The following is an 18106-nucleotide window of genomic DNA, read 5'->3' on the forward strand; positions in this document are numbered from 1 at the left end:
GTTTTGTCGAATGGAATACTCTTATCCGTTTTCAACTGATTGGTCCACAGAGGAGATCGTGGATGTTATTCAATTCTTCGAGGGAATTGAGAAAGCTTATGAAAAGGGCATCAAGCGTGAAGTTATGCTAGCTAAATATCGACGCTTTAAAGAGATTGTTCCTTCCCAAGCAGAGGAAAAATCAATTTTTCGCGAATTTGAAGAGGCGAGTGGCTACATTAGCTATCCTGTTGTAAAACAAACAAAGGAAGCCGAAGATGGGATGATCATAAAAGTTACCCCTAAAAATGGTCGTTAAAAGAGTGGATGTGAGTTAATCTCACATCCACTCTTTATTTTTTGGTGTTAGAAAACGACATTTTGCATAAACTACATCAATAAAAAGCTTTATAAGCTAATCCTATTTTCCCACAATAACGTTGTAAAGAGGAAGTAAGCTGTTAAATGTGTCTTCTATTAATTGATGTAATTCGCTTGCTGTTAGCTTTGTTGCTTGCTCTTTTGGAATATGACGGCCAATTAAGAATTCACCTTTTTTGACATCACGTAGGCGAATAAGTAGTTCTTCAAGCTTGTCTTCTTTTGCCACTTCGAGAGAAACGGCCTCAGGGGACATATGATCTCCTGACACAATAAAATCATCTGGAAGCTGCTCAATTAATGATTTTTGAGCTAGTAAACGCTCAGCCATAACATTTTTTTGAGGTGCTTCATAAATAATAGCTAAGACGATGAATAAATGTGTGTGCCATAGACCAATCTGAAAGTGAGGCAATGATTTATAGCCTCTTTTATAAGGGGCGAAGGCAACCCAGCTATCTTTTGGGGGGTTAACAGTTCTTCGAGCATGTTTAGCCACATGAGGGAAGAATTCTTCACCTAATTGGCTAGAGAAGTATGCAGAGAAATCTTCCCCTAGCTGATTAAATTTTGGACGTACATGTAAATTTAAAGCATCCATTCTCTGTTCTAAACCGTCTATTGTAAAAACCTTAAAGTCTTTGTTTGTCCACTTTATTTTTGGCAATTTTATTTTACTCCTTTCGTTTTATAAGGTTTATTTTACGCTGAATTTGGGAAAAAATCTTATAACAAGAACTTTATCAAATGAGCGAAGTTTTTGTAAAAAAAATAAAAAAAGGAAGTGTTTTTTATGAAACCGTTCGTAAAAATTATACGTAAAGTTGACATTGAAAAGCAATATGAGCACATATTACAATTAGAATTAGATTATGAATTAGCTTCACTTTTTGCAGCAATGAATGAAAAAAATGACATTGAAATTGAAAAAAGTAAAAAACGTCTGGCAGAAATTCAGATGGAACTTGAAAGTTTGCACGCCTATGCGTAATCAAAATCTAATACCCATTTAAAAAATCACTTGCTGAATATTCCGACAGCAGGTGATTTTTATTGTGACAAAGGGTAAAATAGAAATTATATCATAAGGTAGTATTAGATTTTATATAGCAAAAGTTATGAAGTAGTGGGAAAAGGTATCATACACATACGAGAGCGACCAACATAGATGGCCTTTTCTTATATTCGAAGGGTGGGTTATGAGTGGATTTACAACAAATTGATAAATTTGCAAAAGATATTATTTTTGAAGCTGGGCGACGTATTCGGGAGGCTTTTTCGTATAATCTAGTAATAGAGACAAAATCAGGTGCAAATGACCTCGTTACCAATATTGATCGAGAGACTGAGTTATTCTTTATTGAGCAAATTAAAGCTTTTGATCCAACCCACAAAATCCTAGGGGAAGAAGGAATGGGCGAACAGGTTAAATCGCTAGATGGTGTAGTTTGGATTATTGATCCAATTGATGGCACGATGAATTTTGTCAAACAGCATCGTCATTTTATGATTTCTATAGGTATTTTTGTCAATGGCGTAGGAAAATTAGGTTACATATTTGATGTCATGCGAGAGGATTTATTTAGTGCCATTGAGGGTCAAGGGGCATGGTATAATGATTCACCATTGCGAAAACTACAGTCTGTTACAATGGAAGAGTCTGTCATTGGCATCAATGCACATTGGGTCGCACCTAATCGACATATTCACCATGAAAAGGTGATAGATATGGTTCGTAAAGTTCGCGGTACACGGTCTTATGGCTCTGCGGCAATGGAAATTGCATTTGTTGTTAGCGGCAAATTAGATGCCTATGTCTCTATGCGTTTAGCACCATGGGATATTGCAGGAGGGACCATCATTGCTCAGGAAGTTGGAGCAGTTGCTACAAATCTACATGGTGAAGGCTTTGATTTCCTTCATCAGGATACATTTATTATTGCCAATCCCGCTATTCATAAAGAGTTATTAGAAAAATATATTGTGCCATATGAATAAAAAGGAGCAGTCTATTTACTAGACAGCTCCTTTTTATGTTCTTTAAAGTAATCCTTGCGCACGTAGTTTACGCTTCATTTTAAAGGCTGTCATGAAAATGACACAAGTAGCCACAATACCAGCTATTACACCAAATATACTACTAGCTGCAACAGAGTAGCCGATAGAGCACATTGCTAATACAGCTGCCAATGCATAGATGGCCATTACGATTTTTGCACGATTCATAGCCTAGCCTCCTATATAAAAAATTTGTCGATCAAATATATTTTTTAGAATGATGGAAATTCTAATAAGGACATTTCTATCCTTCTTGTGCTATAATATCACAGTTAAACATTCGAAAAAAGAATATGGAGTGGAATAATGACAAACTTACGTCAAGATCTTCGCAATATCGCAATTATCGCCCACGTTGACCATGGTAAAACTACTTTAGTCGACCAACTATTAAAACAATCAGGTACATTCCGTTCAAACGAACATGTTGAAGAACGTGCAATGGACTCTAATGATATTGAACGCGAACGTGGTATTACAATTTTAGCAAAAAATACTGCAGTAAACTATAACGGAACTCGTATTAACATCCTTGATACGCCTGGACACGCCGACTTCGGTGGTGAGGTAGAACGTATTTTAAAAATGGTAGATGGCGTTTTACTAGTTGTCGATGCGTATGAGGGTTGTATGCCGCAAACACGCTTTGTACTGAAAAAAGCGTTAGAACAAAAGTTAACACCGATTGTAGTTGTAAACAAAGTTGATAAAGACTCAGCTCGTCCATTAGAAGTGGTTGATGAAGTATTAGAATTATTCATCGAGCTAGGTGCTGATGATGATCAATTAGATTTCCCTGTTGTGTATGCATCAGGTGTAAACGGTACAGCTTCTCTTGATGCTGATCCAACAAAACAAGAAGAAAATATGCAATGTCTATTTGAAAAGGTAATTGAAGCAATTCCTGCACCAGTAGACAACTCAGCAGATCCATTACAATTCCAAGTGGCATTACTTGACTACAATGATTATGTTGGTCGTATTGGGATTGGACGCGTATTCCGCGGAACAATTGAAGTAGGACAACAAGTTGCTTTAATGAAGTTAGATGGGACTGTGAAACAATTCCGTGTAACGAAACTATTTGGTTTCTTTGGTTTAAAACGTGAAGAAATCCAATCAGCAAAAGCTGGTGACTTAATTGCTGTTTCAGGTATGGAAGACATCAACGTTGGAGAAACAGTTTGTCCAGTTGAACATCAAGAAGCTTTAACACCATTACGTATAGACGAGCCAACATTACAAATGACTTTCTTAGTGAATAATTCACCGTTTGCAGGTCGTGAAGGGAAATGGGTAACTGCTCGTAAAGTAGAAGAGCGTTTACGTTCACAACTTCAAACGGACGTATCTCTACGTGTAGAAGATACAGATTCACCAGATGCATGGACGGTTTCTGGACGTGGTGAGCTACATTTATCAATTCTTATTGAAAATATGCGCCGTGAAGGCTTTGAGCTACAAGTATCAAAACCTCAAGTTATCATTCGTGAAATTGATGGTGTAAAATGTGAGCCGTTTGAACGTGTACAAATTGATGTGCCAGAAGAAAATGTAGGTTCGGTTATTGAATCGATTGGTACGCGTAAAGGTGAAATGTTAGATATGGTGAACAATGGCAATGGCCAAGTTCGTTTAACTTTCCTTGTTCCAGCTCGCGGTTTAATTGGATATACAACAGAATTCATGTCTATGACTAAAGGTTTTGGTATCATTAACCATACATTCGATTGCTACCAACCATATATTCCAGGACGTATTGGTGGACGTCATCAAGGTGTTCTTGTATCAATGGAAACTGGTAAATCCACAACTTATGGTATGATGCAAGTAGAGGACCGTGGTACACTCTTTGTAGAACCAGGTACTGAAATTTATGAAGGTATGATCGTTGGTGAAAATACACGTGATAATGATATCACTGTAAACATAACAAAAATGAAGCAAAAAACGAATGTTCGTTCTGCGACAAAAGATGCAACAAACGTTATTAAAAAGCCACGTTTATTAACACTAGAAGAAGCATTAGAATTCTTAAATGATGATGAGTATTTAGAAATCACACCAGAATCTATTCGCCTTCGTAAACAAATTCTAGATAAAAATGAACGTGAAAGAATAGCGAAAAAATTAAAAAACGCTGAACAATAATTTTTTGCTTCCATGAAAGGAAGAGGAGTCTTGGATCTGAAGTCCGCTTTATTGGGTGAACTAAATGTTATTCAAGTTGCTGCACAGACAGGTACAGATGAAACAACACGAGTTTATGGGAGAATGGCTGGTATAACCAGATTTTTATATGAAAATTTACCAAGCTATGAAATAGCAGGTTATGTTGTATTTCTTCTTGTATTTGCACTTTCTGCCATTGTCTATAAGCTAGGCTTTGCCAAGAAATTAAAGTTATCTCAAAATATTATTATTTATGCGTTCCTATTTTTAGGGTGTATTATGCTTACGTTCTTTGCCCTATTCTTACCAATGATTGAAGGTCTGATTGTAGCGGCCTTAATTCTAATTGTCTATAAAACAAGATTATGGCGTGAAAAAAGAGAAGAGCAACAAGCTACCAATCAGTAACAATTACGTACTTTATAATAAGAACTTTTTATCTGTTATAAACAGTCTTAGCGGTTTTAATGCTAAGGCTGTTTTTTTGTATGTTTCCCCTTGTAGTCAAGCTGAAGAAAACACCCGCACTCATTTTCTCCGAGAGCGCTTTTTAAACCAAGAAGCTCCGTTTTCTACATAAACTAAAAAATGATAGGCACCGAAATCTTCTTATGTGAATAAGTTAATGTCGATAGGCTTATTTTCAACACATCAAGGAGGAAAGGGAATGCGTTGGCTTACAAAAGGTTTATTGTTAGGTGTCATTGCTTTGTTACTCCTTTCTTTGACGGCATGTAATAAAGCAGAGCTAGAAAAAGTCAAAGTAGGAGAAGTAACTCGTTCAATATTCTATGCGCCTCAATATGTAGCACTTGAGAAAGGATTCTTCGAGGAGGAGGGTCTTTCTGTGGAGCTACAAACGATTGCAGGTGGCGATAAAACGATGACGGCGTTACTGTCAGATGGAATTGATATAGCTTTAGTTGGATCGGAGACGTCTATTTATGTCACTTTACAAGGTGCAAATGATCCTATTCAAAATTTTGCACAGTTAACCCAAACGGATGGAACCTTTTTAGTGGCAAGAGATAAGATGGATAATTTTTCGTGGGATCAATTGAAGGGCTCAACGTTTTTGGGGCAACGTAAAGGTGGTATGCCACAAATGGCAGGTGAATTCGTGCTGAAAAAACATGGCATCGACCCTGTAAATGATTTAACGCTCATTCAAAATATTGATTTTGCCAACATTGCAACTGCTTTTGCATCAGGCACTGGTGACTATGTACAATTATTTGAACCTACTGCGAGTGTCTTCGAGAAAGAAGGGAAAGGTTATATTGTAGCTTCGTTTGGAACGGAGTCTGGTAATCTTCCTTACACGTCCTTTATGGCAAAAAGTAGTTATTTAAAGGATGAAGCTTCAACTGTTCAAGCTTTTACAAATGCATTACAACGAGCACAGGATTATGTGCAAAATGAGAGTGCTGCTGAAGTAGCAAAGATTATTCAACCATATTTTGAAAATGTAGATATAGAGATAATTGAAACTGTAATTGAGCGATATAAAGCACAAGGCTCTTATGCTACTGACCCAATCCTTGATGAAGGAGAGTGGGATAACTTGCAAACAATTATGGAGGAAGCAGGTGAACTTCCTCAACGAGTGGAGTATGAAAAACTTGTGAATACTACCTTTGCTAAAAAGGCTGCTGAGTAATATGGAATTTTTACAGCTAGAGAATATTCACCATAGTTATTTTTCAAGTACACAGGCAAAGGAAGTATTACGTGATATCAGTTTAGCCATTCATGAAGGAGAGTTTGTTTCGTTTATTGGTCCGAGTGGCTGCGGAAAAACCACATTATTATCAATTATTGCAGGATTATTCCCTGCCACTGAAGGCAATGTTTATATAGATGGTGAAAAGCTATCAGCAAATAATCAATCTAGCATTGGCTATATGCTTCAGCAGGACTATTTATTTCCTTGGAAGACCATTGAGGAAAATGTCACAATTGGCTTGAAGATAATGGAGAAAAGTCATAAAACACATAAAGTAACGGCCAACGCATTATTACAGGAAGTAGGATTACCGCATGTGGGGAACAATTATCCTCGAGAATTATCAGGAGGTATGCGGCAACGTGTCGCCCTTGCTCGTACCTTAGCTGTAAATCCTAAAATTTTATTATTAGATGAACCATTTTCTGCATTAGATTATCAGTCGAAATTAAAGCTTGAGGATTTAGTGGTGGAAACATTAAAAACTTATAAAAAGACTGCTATTCTTGTGACACATGATATTGGCGAGGCCATCGCGATGAGTGAGCGTGTAGTTCTATTTTCTGCAAACCCAGGGACAGTTCACAAGGTGTTTGAAATACCTAAAGCTCTTAGTGAGCTATCACCTTTTGATGTAAGACAGCATCCAGCCTATGCAGATATTTTCCAAACGATTTGGAAGGAGCTGGAGAGCCTTGGATAATACATTATTTAAGCAATATCAGCAATTGTTAAAAAGAGAAAAACGCTATGTTCGAGTATATCAGCTTATTATTTTACTGCTATTCTTTGGTGGATGGGAGCTGCTTTCACGATTAGAATGGATTGATCGTTTAATTTTTAGCTCGCCAACGCATGTATGGCATACATTTATTGAAAAAGTAAGTGATGGTTCTTTAACATTGCATGTAAGTGTTACATTAATGGAGACCGTAATTGGCTTTTTAGCGGGGACCTTATTAGGAACATTGATAGCTATTGTCTTGTGGTGGTCCCCGTTACTATCAAAAGTACTTGATCCATATTTAGTAATTTTAAACGCGATGCCAAAAGTTGCACTAGGTCCGATTTTGATTGTTGCACTTGGCCCAGGCTACTTTTCCATCATAGCGATGGGTGCATTAATATCCATCATCATTACAACAATTGTAGTATATACGGCATTTAAAGGAGTCGATCCAAATTATAGTAAGGTTTTACAAACATTTGGAGCGACCAGATGGCAAATCTTTCGTGAGGTCATTTTGCCAGCCTCATTTCCTACAATCATTTCAACCCTGAAAGTGAATGTTGGCTTATCATGGGTAGGGGTTATTGTAGGGGAATTTTTAGTAGCTTCAAAAGGACTTGGTTATTTAATTATCTATGGCTTCCAAGTATTTAATTTTAACCTTGTCCTTATGTCACTTCTGATCATTGCCTTTTTTGCTACCATTATGTATCAGGTTGTAGAATTAGTTGAAAAAACGATTATTAAAAATAACGGATAATAGAAAAAAGAGGTGTCTCAAAATAGAGGCACCTCTTTTAAAGCTGTTCTTTAGTTAAAATTCTTTATCCATCTGTGGTGACGTACGATAAAAACGGAAATTGCCTGTTTCCATTCGTGCGACAGTATTTTCCGAAATGCGATCATGACAAATATTGCACATATAAGTATGAATTGGTCGATTACGCAATTTTTTCGCTAAAGGTAAATTATCATCTAAATTATGAATCGTATCGCAAATAACGCATTTAACGCGCATTGCATTCCCTCCTATTCAGCGCGGATGGCTGATACGTTTTTAATAGGATTGTCAATATTTGAACCGTCTCTTAGTAATACATGGATTGGACCATCTTCTAAAAGAGGCTTCCCGTCTTGGCTATATTTTAAAATAAGTGTATAAGCTTCTTCAATTGTGAAAGGATATTCTTGACCATCTTTGCAAGTTAAGACGATTTTTGTCGCTTCAGGTTTAATTTCAGCATTCTTCAAGAAATGACTTAATTCGATACCGAATGTACCTGTTTCCATGCCTTTACGGTCAAATTTCCTCTCTGATTTTAATGTAGGTGGGAATGTTGCTCCTTCCATAATTTCACGTGACCAGTGTGCCCCTACTTCACGCATATATTTGACGTCAGCATCTTCCTCAACATTTTGAGTAGTGAAGTAAGTGTTTAAATCTAATTTACGATCATCAAAAATCCACACAGTAGGATCTAATGTTAGTTGGTATGTGACTGCACCTGTGATAGGAATTATTGTTTCCATAATAGAAATCCTCCTCAAATCTTGTATATCCATGACATAGTATAACGCTAATGCCTAGAGATAATAAAGAAATATAATTCGAATTCTCTATTTTCCAATGAAGACACTTGCATTTTTATCGACTAAAAGATAAACTTTATTAAGATAGAATCGAAGAAATATCAGATAATGGGGGCGTCCTCATGGATACGAAATCACAAACTTCTTTTCAAGAGAAGGCTTTGGAGCTATTAGTTGCTGATGCAGATAAGATTGCTCGCCTTATTCGAGTACAAATGGATCACTTAACAATGCCACAATGCCCTTTATATGAGGAAGTATTAGATACACAAATGTTCGGCCTGTCACGTGAAATTGACTTTGCTGTGAAGCTTGGATTAATTGAACGTGAAAAAGGCAAAGAAATTCTCGATTCACTCGAGAAAGAACTTTCTGTACTACACGACGCGTATACAGACAAATAAAAAGAAAAACTCAAACGCTTTTTTGCGCTTTGAGTTTTTTTACTAGAACGAGGTTTTCCAATGAGACAATACTTAAAACGTTATGCACAAAATTTTGATTACCCCTTATTTTTTACGGTCCTATTATTAAGTTTATTTGGATTAATTATGATTTACAGTTCAAGTATGATGGTTGCTATTGTTCAAAAAGGTCAAGCACCTGATTATTTTTATCAAAAGCAAGTGACCAATTTAATGGTGGCATTTCTTGGCTTTATCCTTACAGCATTTTTCCCATATAAGCATTATGCGAATAAGAATATTATGTTATTGCTAACTGTTGTGTTAGTTGTGTTATTTACATGGGTAAAAGTAGCAGGTAATGGGGCAGAGGAAGTAGGTTCTCAAAGTTGGATTGCTATTCCAGGTTTAGGGAATTTTCAACCTTCAGAGTATGCGAAGCTATTTATAATTTTATATTTTGCAGCTGCTTTTTATCGAAAAGCGCAAAAATATACGTTTGAAAAGCTACAACCTACTGAAATTTTTTACCCAATTTTTCTATGGATTTTAGTGGTTGCTGGGGTAGCCTTTGAAACAGACTTAGGAGCAGTGATTATTCTATGTGGTATTGCTGTTTCAGTTGTAGCTTCAAGTGGTATTCCATTTAAAACATTTTGGAAGTTTTTTGGTGTATTAGGTGCATTTGGTACAGCCATTCTTGGTATTCTATGGATATTTAAGGGAGAGCTACTAACAGGGAATCGAAAAGGACGGATATTGTCTTACTTAAATCCGTTTGAGTATGAGGATGGTAGTGGTCACCAAGTGGTGAATAGTTATTATGCCATTGGCGGAGGCGGCTTAGAAGGGCGTGGCCTTGGTCAATCCATTCAAAAATTAGGATACTTGCCTGAACCACAAACAGATTTTATTATGGCAATCATAATGGAAGAACTAGGGATTTGGGGCGTTTTAATTGTCTTAGGTGGTTTGGGATTTATTGTATATAAAGGTTTTTCTATTGCATTACGAACAAAAGATCCATTGGCACGCATGATTGCGGCTGGCATTGCGAGCTGGATAGGCTGGCAATCGTTTATTAATCTTGGGGGTGTAACCGGGTTAATCCCGTTAACCGGTGTAACGTTACCTTTTATAAGCTATGGCGGTACATCTATAATCATTCTATCTTTAGCGATGGGAATATTAATCAATGTTTCTATGTTTGAAAAGGTAGAGAGGAAAAAAACACAATCATAAAGGGGGATACCTATGGAATCAATCAACAAAATTCTCGTAGCCAATCGAGGAGAAATTGCAATTCGTATTTTCCGTGCCTGTACGGAGCTGAATATCCAAACTGTTGCCATCTATTCAAGAGAAGATAGTGGTGCTTTTCATCGCTTTAAAGCAGATGAAGCTTATTTAGTGGGAGCTGGCAAGAAACCAATCGATGCTTATTTAGATATTGAAGGTATTATTGCCATCGCAAAAGATGCAGATGTTGATGCGATTCATCCAGGGTATGGTTTTTTATCAGAGAACGTGGAATTTGCACGTCGCTGTGAGGAAGAGGGTATTGTCTTTATCGGACCAACTTCTCAGCATTTAGATATGTTTGGAGATAAGGTCAAAGCACGGTCTCAAGCCATTGCGGCTGAGATTCCTGTTATTCCTGGTACAGATGGCCCAGTAGCCGATTTAGCAGAGGTAGAGACGTTTGCTAGCAATTATGGCTATCCAGTTATGATTAAGGCAGCACTTGGCGGTGGTGGTCGAGGGATGCGTCTAGTCCATGCGCCAGAGGATCTTGCTTCTTCCTATGAAAGAGCAAAATCAGAGGCAAAGGCTGCTTTTGGTTCCGATGAAGTGTATGTAGAAAAAGCAATCATAAAGCCAAAACACATTGAAGTACAAATTATTGGCGATAAACATGGCAATATTGTGCATTTATATGAGCGTGATTGCTCAATTCAGCGTCGTCATCAAAAAGTGGTGGAAATTGCGCCATCTCATTCGATTTCACAAGAGTTAAGAAATCGTATTTGCGATGCTGCTGTGAAATTAATGAAGAATGTCTCGTACATAAATGCAGGGACAGTGGAATTTTTAGTCGCAGGAGACGATTTTTATTTCATCGAGGTAAACCCTCGCATCCAAGTAGAACATACAATTACAGAAATGATTACAGGTGTCGATATCGTCCATGCCCAAATTAAGGTAGCGGCAGGCTATGAACTACACAGTGAAGAAATTCATATGCCAAAGCAAGAAGATATGCCAATGATTGGCTATGCCATTCAGGCCCGTGTGACAACAGAAGACCCTGCAAATGACTTTATGCCAGATACAGGAAAATTAATGGTTTACCGTTCAAGTGGTGGTTTTGGCGTGCGGTTAGATGCAGGAAATGGATTCCAAGGCGCTGTTGTAACACCATACTATGACTCTTTGTTAGTAAAGATTTCAACATCGGGCATGAACTTTAAAGAAGCTGCAGCGAAAATGGATCGTAATTTGAAGGAATTCCGTATTCGTGGCGTTAAAACGAATATCCCGTTTTTAAACAATGTTGTAACACATGAGAAATTTTTATCAGGTGCCTTTGATACTAGCTTTATTGATACAACGCCAGAGCTTTTCGAGTTCCCTGTGCGTAAAGACCGTGGAACAAAGCTGTTAAGCTATATAGGGAATGTGACCTTAAATGGCTTCCCAGGTGTAGAGAAGAAGTCAAAACCTATCTTTGCTCAGCCGAACCAACCTAAAATTGATCCTTTAATTGTACCACCAGCAGGTACGAAGCAGATTTTAGATACACAGGGAGCAGATGGCTTAGTGCAGTGGATTTTAGCACAGGAAGACGTACTACTAACAGATACTACATTCCGCGATGCCCACCAATCTCTCCTTGCAACACGTGTTCGTTCACAGGATATGTATCAAATTGCAGATGCAACAGCTCGCATGATGCATCAGTTATTCTCGCTGGAAATGTGGGGCGGGGCAACATTTGACGTAGCCTATCGTTTCTTAAAAGAGGACCCATGGGAGCGCCTAGAGAAACTGCGTGAGCAAGTACCTAATGTCTTGTTCCAAATGTTACTGCGTGGAGCTAATGCCGTTGGTTACACGAATTACCCTGATAATCTAATCCGAGAATTTATCGCTGAATCGGCTTCATCAGGAATTGATGTATTCCGTATTTTCGATAGTTTAAACTGGATTAAAGGTATGGAAGTGGCGATTGATGCAGTGCGTCAATCTGGAAAAATTGCTGAAGCGGCCATCTGTTATACAGGCGACATTTTGGATGATAGTCGAGCGAAATATTCGGTGCAATATTATAAGGATATGGCGAAGGAGCTAGAGCTAGCTGGTGCACATATTTTAGCGATTAAAGATATGGCTGGTTTACTGAAGCCAGAAGCGGCCTATCGTTTAATTTCCGAGTTAAAAGAGACGACAAGTCTGCCAATCCATTTGCATACGCATGATACAAGCGGCAATGGGATTTACTTATATGCTAAAGCCATTGAAGCAGGTGTAGATATTATCGATACAGCGCTTGGGTCTATGGCGGGCTTAACATCTCAGCCAAGTGCAAATTCCTTGTACTATGCGATGAAAGGGAGTAAACGAGAAGTACGTGCGGATATTGATTCTTTGGAAAAATTATCGTACTACTGGGAAGATGTTCGTAAATACTATAAAGATTTCGAAAGTGGCATGATTAGCCCGCATTCTGAGATTTACGTGCATGAGATGCCTGGTGGCCAATATAGTAACTTACAGCAGCAAGCAAAAGCGGTAGGGCTTGGTGATCGTTGGGAAGAAGTAAAACGTATGTATTCCCGTGTAAATCTACTGTTTGGTGATATTGTCAAAGTGACACCATCCTCCAAGGTGGTAGGAGATATGGCTTTATTTATGGTGCAAAATGACTTAGACGAAAATACGGTCTTAACAAGAGGGAAAACAATTGACTTCCCAGATTCTGTGATTGAATTCTTCCAAGGTTATCTTGGACAGCCACATGGCGGGTTCCCAGAGGCATTACAACAAGTAGTGTTAAAAGATCGCGAAGCAATTACAGTTCGTCCAGGAGAATTATTAGAGCCTATTCAGTTTGATCAATTAGAGGCTGTGCTAGAGGAAAAGTTAAATCGTCCTGTTACGAAAAAGGATGTTCTGGCTTATGCTCTTTATCCAAAAGTCTTTGAGGAGTATGCGAAAACAGCAGAATCCTTCGGTAATATTTCAGTTCTTGACACACCAACATTCTTATATGGCTTAAAGCTTGGAGAAATTATTGAAGTCGAAATAGAAAAAGGGAAAACATTGATTATTAAACTCGTTTCAATCGGGGAACCACAACACAATGGAACACGAGTCCTTTACTTTGAGCTCAATGGACAATCGCGTGAATTGGTGATTCAAGATATGACTGTTGAGGTTGATGGCAATTTAGCATTAAAAGCCGATCCAAGCAATCCAAACCAAATCGGTGCTACAATGCCAGGTACTGTGTTGAAAGTTGTTGTTTCTAAAGGTAGTCCTGTTAAACGTGGAGATCACCTGTTAATTACAGAAGCGATGAAAATGGAAACAACTGTCCAAGCACCTAAAGACGGCATTGTAAAAGAGGTATATGCAAGTGCAGGAGATGCCATTTCAACAGGCGATCTATTAATTGAAATTGAATAGATAGTCTTAAAAAAGGTTATTAGATACTTTTATTAGTATCTACATAACCTTTTTTATTGTGTTTAAGCGATAAATCATATAAAATTTGATTACTTAATCAAAAAAATGTTCGACCAATCAGGAGGGGTCTATGGATAGCAGTAAAAATACCTTTATTCAGGAAGCAAGAAAGCAGCAAATTATTGAAGCTACGATAACGACACTTGATGATATTGGCTATGTAAAGGCGAGTCTAGCACAAATTGCTAAACGTGCTTCTATTAGCACAGCATTAATTTCTTATCATTTTGTAGATCGACAAGATTTAATCAACCAAAGTCTCCAAGCACTGATTGAGCAATCCACAACTTTTATTTTGACAAAAACATATACTGCCAGTGACCCTGTCACACAATTAGCAAACTTCATAGAGGCAAGCATTGCTTATCAAGCAACACACCCAAAAGAAAATGCAGCATTATTAGAAATTGTCTTCAACGCTCGAACTGAACAAGACATCCCTTACTATAAACTGCCAGATGAAGAGGAAGATCCACTATTGAAGGCATTATGTAATATTTTAGAAGATGGAAAAAAACAGGGGACATTTAGTGTTCGCTCTGTCGATGTAATGGCAAAAGTAATTCAAGGAGCGATTGGTGAATACATGCTTATAGGGGGACCGCTTGCTATTGCGGCAGAGGATTACAGTCTCGAAGTAACAAATATTATATGGACAGCAATGAAAGTAGAGGGGCCAAAAAATGCTTAAAGCACTATTTAACTGGATGTTAGTCATAGGTTTAATTTTATTAGGAGGCCGTCTCGTAACGCTAATTTGTCGATATTTCGACATTCCTTTTACAACATTTTTTAAAGATTATGCTTTGGTATCCATGATTATTTTAATTGTTGGAGTTATAGGGACTGAGGCTATGAAGAAACAAAAATAGTCATAGAAAAAAGATTCGACACATCGTTGGTGGCGAATCTTTTTTAATGGGCTATTTCTTTTTCTCATTATAATTACTTCGAGCGACTAGCATGATCATATAGCATAATAAACCGAATAAAAGGGAAATAAATAATGAATGCAGTAAAGCTACCGTTAAATTCAGTTTAGTAAGGACTACTAACATACCTGCAATAACTTGTAAAACTACTATTGTAAAGGCAATTATCCATCCATAGTATATAACACGTTGATGTTTATATTCCTTTACAGCATGCCAAGTTATGTATGCAATCCAAATGAAAATAATAAGAACTGCTAATCGATGTCCCATTTGCACCCATTCATACATATTATTCGGCGGTGCGAAAGGTGTTTCATTATAGCAAAATGGCCAATCAGGACAAATTAAGCTCGAATCTGTATGACGAACTAGCGCCCCAGTATAAACGACTAAATAAGAATAAATTGTGACAGCAATTGTATGCCAACGTAACTTTTTACCGATAAATACGTTATCAGCATCAAATTTCCGATCGACTTCAAATACAATCATAGAGAGAAGAAGAACCGCGGCAAAGGAAATAAGAGATATCCCAAAATGTAGTGCTAAGATGAAATCACCTTGCCCCCATAATACTTGAGCTGCTCCAATAAGAGCTTGCGCGATTAAGAAAAACATTGCTAAGAAACCTAATAGCTTTACTTCACGAATATGTCCGAGCTTACGCCATGTCCAAACGGTTAACACAAGAATTGAAATAGATACAACTCCTGTTACGAGACGATGTGAGAATTCAATAAGGACTTCTGGTGTAATCTCCTTTGGAATAAGAGATCCATTGCAATCAGGCCAGTTTCGACCACAGCCTAGGCCACTATCTGTTTTGGTAACGAGAGCCCCACCTAGTAATATAAGGAGCATCCCTACTGTAGCGGCAACAGCAAACCACTTCAAATACCTGTTGTGTTGCATAAAATGAGTCACCTACTTTATCTATCAACATTACAAGAACGTAATGTTTCTGCTACTAGATAATATCGAAAATACGTATAAAAAACAACTTGTAAAGAGAAGGGACTACTAGATGTCGATTCCATTTCACAAATTGTTCATAATTTCGTGCTTTAACCTTCACAATTCATTTTAGAAAATGTTTTACTATAGATATGTTGTTTTTAATTATATTTCTAGACAAAGCTAATTTTTACAACTTCATCTAAATTTCACTTAATGTCTAGAAATCAATCGCAAATTTCGCTATAGTTATTGTTAGCGGAATATGCTTACAAAAATGAAAGGAGAGGTATTATGTCAAACGGTCGTACACTGGCGGCTACTAGAAATCCTGGTCCAGAAACAACATCTGTTGTAAAAGATTTCTTAGCACTAATAAAAATTGGAATCGTTAACTCGAATCTTGTCACAACGTTTACAGGGATGTGGCTGGCTTTTCAGTTTACTAGTAGACATTTCTTGCAAGAGCTTGATGTCATATTTTACACCATGCTGGGTGCGGCATTAATCATTGGTGGCTCAGGTGCAATGAATAATTTCATAGATCAGGATATAGATCCTATCATGAAAAGAACAAAGGCAAGACCGACAGTGACAGGCAGATTTAAGCCAAACTTTGTGTTGACCATTGCCCTCTCATTTTTAATTGTAGGTGAAATTTTGTTATTTGCGGCATCGTTTGCAGCCGGCATGTGGGGACTAGTAGGAATATTTGCTTATGTCGTTCTGTATTCAATGTGGTCAAAGAGGAAGCATGTTAGTAACACGGTTGTAGGTAGTATTTCGGGGGCTATTCCTCCTGTTATTGGATTCGCAGCGATTGAGCCCGCCTTAGGTCCAGGAGCACTAGCCTTATTCCTTATTATGTTTGCATGGCAACCACCACATTTCTATGCGCTTGCCATGAAACGGACTGAGGAATATCGTGCAGCTAAAATACCAATGCTACCTGTTATAAAGGGATTTAAACGTACAAAGTACTCAATGTTATTCTGGATTCTTTTATTATTACCGTTACCTTTCCTTTTAACAGAGCTTGGAATTGGCTTTTTAACTCTTGCTACTGCATTGAACTTGGGTTGGTTAATACTAGCTCTGAAAGGCTTTACAACAAAAGATGATATGAAATGGGCAAATAAAATGTTTATTTATTCGTTGAATCATATGACCATACTATTTGTAGCCATCATAATATTTGCGGTGTTTAGCTAAAGTTAGGGATTCTTTCTTTTTATAAGAATTCATATAGACAGAACTGATGTCCTAGGTACACATGAAAATACAACAAAGAAAGAGGGGTTTAATTAAGCTATGATGAAAGGGCTTAAAAAATGGCGTCTTTTTTCACTTCTAGCAGTGATGATGGTTTTCCTTTCAGGTTGTGGTGAAGATTATCTTTCTACACTAAAACCATCTGGAGAAGTAGGTAAACAACAATTGAATTTATTACTGTTAACTACTGTAATTATGACGCTAGTAGTAGTAATAGTATCCGTTATCTATTTACTTGCATTCCTAAAATACCGTCGTGCACGCGTGGGTGAAAATGTTATCCCTAAGCAAGTAGAGGGTAGTCATACTTTAGAAGTGATTTGGACAGTTATTCCGATTATTTTATTATTAATTATCGCTGTACCAGTTGTTACAACTACTTATAAATTTGCAGATGTTGCTGCAATGGATGAGGTAGATGAAGAAGGGAACAAAACAGCCCTAACAATCAATGTAACGGCAAAATTATACTGGTGGGAATTCGAATATCCTAACCAAGGTATCGTAACGGCTCAAGAGCTAGTGGTACCAACAGGTGAAAAAGTTTACTTTAATTTAAAAGCTGCCGATGTTAAGCACTCATTCTGGATTCCTGCTGTAGGCGGTAAAATGGATACAAACGTGGAAAACTTAAACAAATTCTACTTAGTATTCGATAAAGAATCAAAAGATCTTAAAGATGGCGTATTTTATGGAAAATGTGCTGAATTATGTGGACCTTCACATGCTTTAATGGACTTTAAAGTAAAAACATTAAGCCCAGATGCATTTGATGCATGGGTTGATGCAATGAAAGCAACTGAAGGACAAACTGCTGACAAAGCTTCAACTGATCTTGGTGAAGCAACTTTTGCTAATAGCTGCTTAGGCTGTCATGCTATCTCTGGTTCAGGAGCAGGCGGTACACCAGGTCCAAACTTAACTACGTTTGGTGACCGTAACCGTGTTGCTGGTTTCTTAGAGCATAATGAAGAAAGCTTAAAAGCTTGGATTAAAAACCCTGAGGAATTTAAACCAGGTAACTTAATGATGAATTCTGATGGCACTGCGCCTATTTACGGTAATTTATCTGATGAAGAAATTGAAGCTCTTGCAACTTACATCATGGGCTTATCAGTAGAAAAATAATTTTCGTTTTATGTAACAAATTTTGAGG

The 18106-nt window shown here is 37.5% G+C and carries 20 protein-coding genes; 15 read left to right on the forward strand and 5 right to left on the reverse strand.

Translation table 11 applies throughout. The annotated features are described in order from the left end of the window. Positions 1 to 10: 10 nt before the first annotated feature. Positions 11 to 298 (forward strand): UPF0223 family protein, encoded by a 288-nt coding sequence (locus tag CD31_RS09135; RefSeq protein WP_036077065.1) that lies wholly within the window; start codon positions 11 to 13, stop codon positions 296 to 298. Positions 299 to 400: 102 nt separating this feature from the next. Here the strand turns inward: CD31_RS09135 and CD31_RS09140 are convergent, their stop codons facing one another. Next, entirely contained in the window at positions 401 to 1027 is a 627-nt protein-coding gene (locus CD31_RS09140) for a YktB family protein (RefSeq protein ID WP_036077067.1), read from the reverse strand. Between the two features lie 126 nt (positions 1028 to 1153). On the opposite strand from CD31_RS09140, the gene CD31_RS09145 reads away from it, so the two are divergent. After that, positions 1154 to 1351, forward strand: coding sequence for a hypothetical protein (locus CD31_RS09145; RefSeq protein ID WP_026023402.1), 198 nt, complete (start codon positions 1154 to 1156; stop codon positions 1349 to 1351). A gap of 212 nt (positions 1352 to 1563) precedes the next feature. Continuing rightward, positions 1564 to 2358 carry an inositol monophosphatase family protein gene (locus CD31_RS09150; RefSeq protein WP_004224769.1) on the forward strand — a complete coding sequence of 265 codons (795 nt, stop codon included), beginning with the start codon at positions 1564 to 1566 and terminating at the stop codon, positions 2356 to 2358. Between the two features lie 42 nt (positions 2359 to 2400). Here the strand turns inward: CD31_RS09150 and CD31_RS09155 are convergent, their stop codons facing one another. Beyond that, the gene (locus CD31_RS09155; protein ID WP_016992866.1) at positions 2401 to 2586 is read right to left on the reverse strand and encodes a DUF5325 family protein; all 186 of its coding nucleotides are present in this window, start codon (positions 2584 to 2586) and stop codon (positions 2401 to 2403) included. Between the two features lie 138 nt (positions 2587 to 2724). On the opposite strand from CD31_RS09155, the gene typA reads away from it, so the two are divergent. The 5 genes from typA (at position 2725) to CD31_RS09180 (ending at position 7806) form a co-directional block, all read left to right on the forward strand. Then, positions 2725 to 4569 carry a translational GTPase TypA gene (gene typA / locus CD31_RS09160; RefSeq protein WP_004224771.1) on the forward strand — a complete coding sequence of 615 codons (1845 nt, stop codon included), beginning with the start codon at positions 2725 to 2727 and terminating at the stop codon, positions 4567 to 4569. Between the two features lie 30 nt (positions 4570 to 4599). After that, entirely contained in the window at positions 4600 to 4998 is a 399-nt protein-coding gene (locus CD31_RS09165) for a YlaH-like family protein (RefSeq protein WP_036077070.1), read from the forward strand. 259 nt (positions 4999 to 5257) lie between these two features. Beyond that, entirely contained in the window at positions 5258 to 6250 is a 993-nt protein-coding gene (locus tag CD31_RS09170) for an ABC transporter substrate-binding protein (RefSeq protein ID WP_036077072.1), read from the forward strand. A 1-nt stretch (position 6251) separates the two neighbouring features. Then, positions 6252 to 7019: an ABC transporter ATP-binding protein gene (locus CD31_RS09175; RefSeq protein WP_036077074.1), complete on the forward strand. Its 768-nt coding sequence runs from the start codon at positions 6252 to 6254 to the stop codon at positions 7017 to 7019. Beyond that, positions 7012 to 7806, forward strand: a complete 795-nt coding sequence (locus CD31_RS09180) for an ABC transporter permease (protein WP_016992766.1) — start codon at positions 7012 to 7014, stop codon at positions 7804 to 7806. The genes CD31_RS09175 and CD31_RS09180 overlap by 8 nt, the downstream gene beginning before the upstream one ends. Before the next feature lie 54 nt (positions 7807 to 7860). Here CD31_RS09180 and CD31_RS09185 read toward each other — a convergent pair whose 3' ends face one another. Continuing rightward, on the reverse strand, positions 7861 to 8064 hold the full coding sequence (locus CD31_RS09185; protein ID WP_004224776.1) for a YlaI family protein: 204 nt from the start codon (positions 8062 to 8064) through the stop codon (positions 7861 to 7863). An 11-nt stretch (positions 8065 to 8075) separates the two neighbouring features. Next, a complete protein-coding gene (locus CD31_RS09190; RefSeq protein WP_036077076.1) occupies positions 8076 to 8576 on the reverse strand; it encodes a molybdopterin-binding protein in 501 nt (166 codons plus the stop codon). Positions 8577 to 8758: 182 nt separating this feature from the next. Between CD31_RS09190 and CD31_RS09195 the strand changes: the two genes are divergently transcribed. From CD31_RS09195 to CD31_RS09215, 5 genes are all read left to right on the forward strand, one after another. Continuing rightward, positions 8759 to 9040 (forward strand): Fpa/YlaN family protein, encoded by a 282-nt coding sequence (locus CD31_RS09195; protein WP_004224778.1) that lies wholly within the window; start codon positions 8759 to 8761, stop codon positions 9038 to 9040. Between the two features lie 60 nt (positions 9041 to 9100). Then, positions 9101 to 10282 carry an FtsW/RodA/SpoVE family cell cycle protein gene (locus CD31_RS09200; RefSeq protein ID WP_036077078.1) on the forward strand — a complete coding sequence of 394 codons (1182 nt, stop codon included), beginning with the start codon at positions 9101 to 9103 and terminating at the stop codon, positions 10280 to 10282. 12 nt (positions 10283 to 10294) lie between these two features. Beyond that, positions 10295 to 13729, forward strand: coding sequence for a pyruvate carboxylase (pyc, locus tag CD31_RS09205; RefSeq protein ID WP_036077080.1), 3435 nt, complete (start codon positions 10295 to 10297; stop codon positions 13727 to 13729). A 130-nt stretch (positions 13730 to 13859) separates the two neighbouring features. Continuing rightward, positions 13860 to 14480, forward strand: a complete 621-nt coding sequence (locus CD31_RS09210) for a TetR/AcrR family transcriptional regulator (protein ID WP_036077083.1) — start codon at positions 13860 to 13862, stop codon at positions 14478 to 14480. Next, on the forward strand, positions 14473 to 14661 hold the full coding sequence (locus CD31_RS09215) for a hypothetical protein (RefSeq protein WP_036077085.1): 189 nt from the start codon (positions 14473 to 14475) through the stop codon (positions 14659 to 14661). The genes CD31_RS09210 and CD31_RS09215 overlap by 8 nt, the downstream gene beginning before the upstream one ends. Before the next feature lie 51 nt (positions 14662 to 14712). Here CD31_RS09215 and CD31_RS09220 read toward each other — a convergent pair whose 3' ends face one another. After that, positions 14713 to 15636 (reverse strand): COX15/CtaA family protein, encoded by a 924-nt coding sequence (locus CD31_RS09220; protein ID WP_016992770.1) that lies wholly within the window; start codon positions 15634 to 15636, stop codon positions 14713 to 14715. Between the two features lie 336 nt (positions 15637 to 15972). On the opposite strand from CD31_RS09220, the gene cyoE reads away from it, so the two are divergent. Then, positions 15973 to 16890: a heme o synthase gene (cyoE, locus tag CD31_RS09225; protein ID WP_016992771.1), complete on the forward strand. Its 918-nt coding sequence runs from the start codon at positions 15973 to 15975 to the stop codon at positions 16888 to 16890. 99 nt (positions 16891 to 16989) lie between these two features. Next, on the forward strand, positions 16990 to 18078 hold the full coding sequence (coxB, locus tag CD31_RS09230) for a cytochrome c oxidase subunit II (protein ID WP_036077087.1): 1089 nt from the start codon (positions 16990 to 16992) through the stop codon (positions 18076 to 18078). Positions 18079 to 18106 lie beyond the last annotated feature (28 nt).

This window comes from Lysinibacillus boronitolerans JCM 21713 = 10a = NBRC 103108 (genome assembly GCF_000772935.1).
GTDB classification, from domain to species: domain Bacteria; phylum Bacillota; class Bacilli; order Bacillales_A; family Planococcaceae; genus Lysinibacillus; species Lysinibacillus boronitolerans.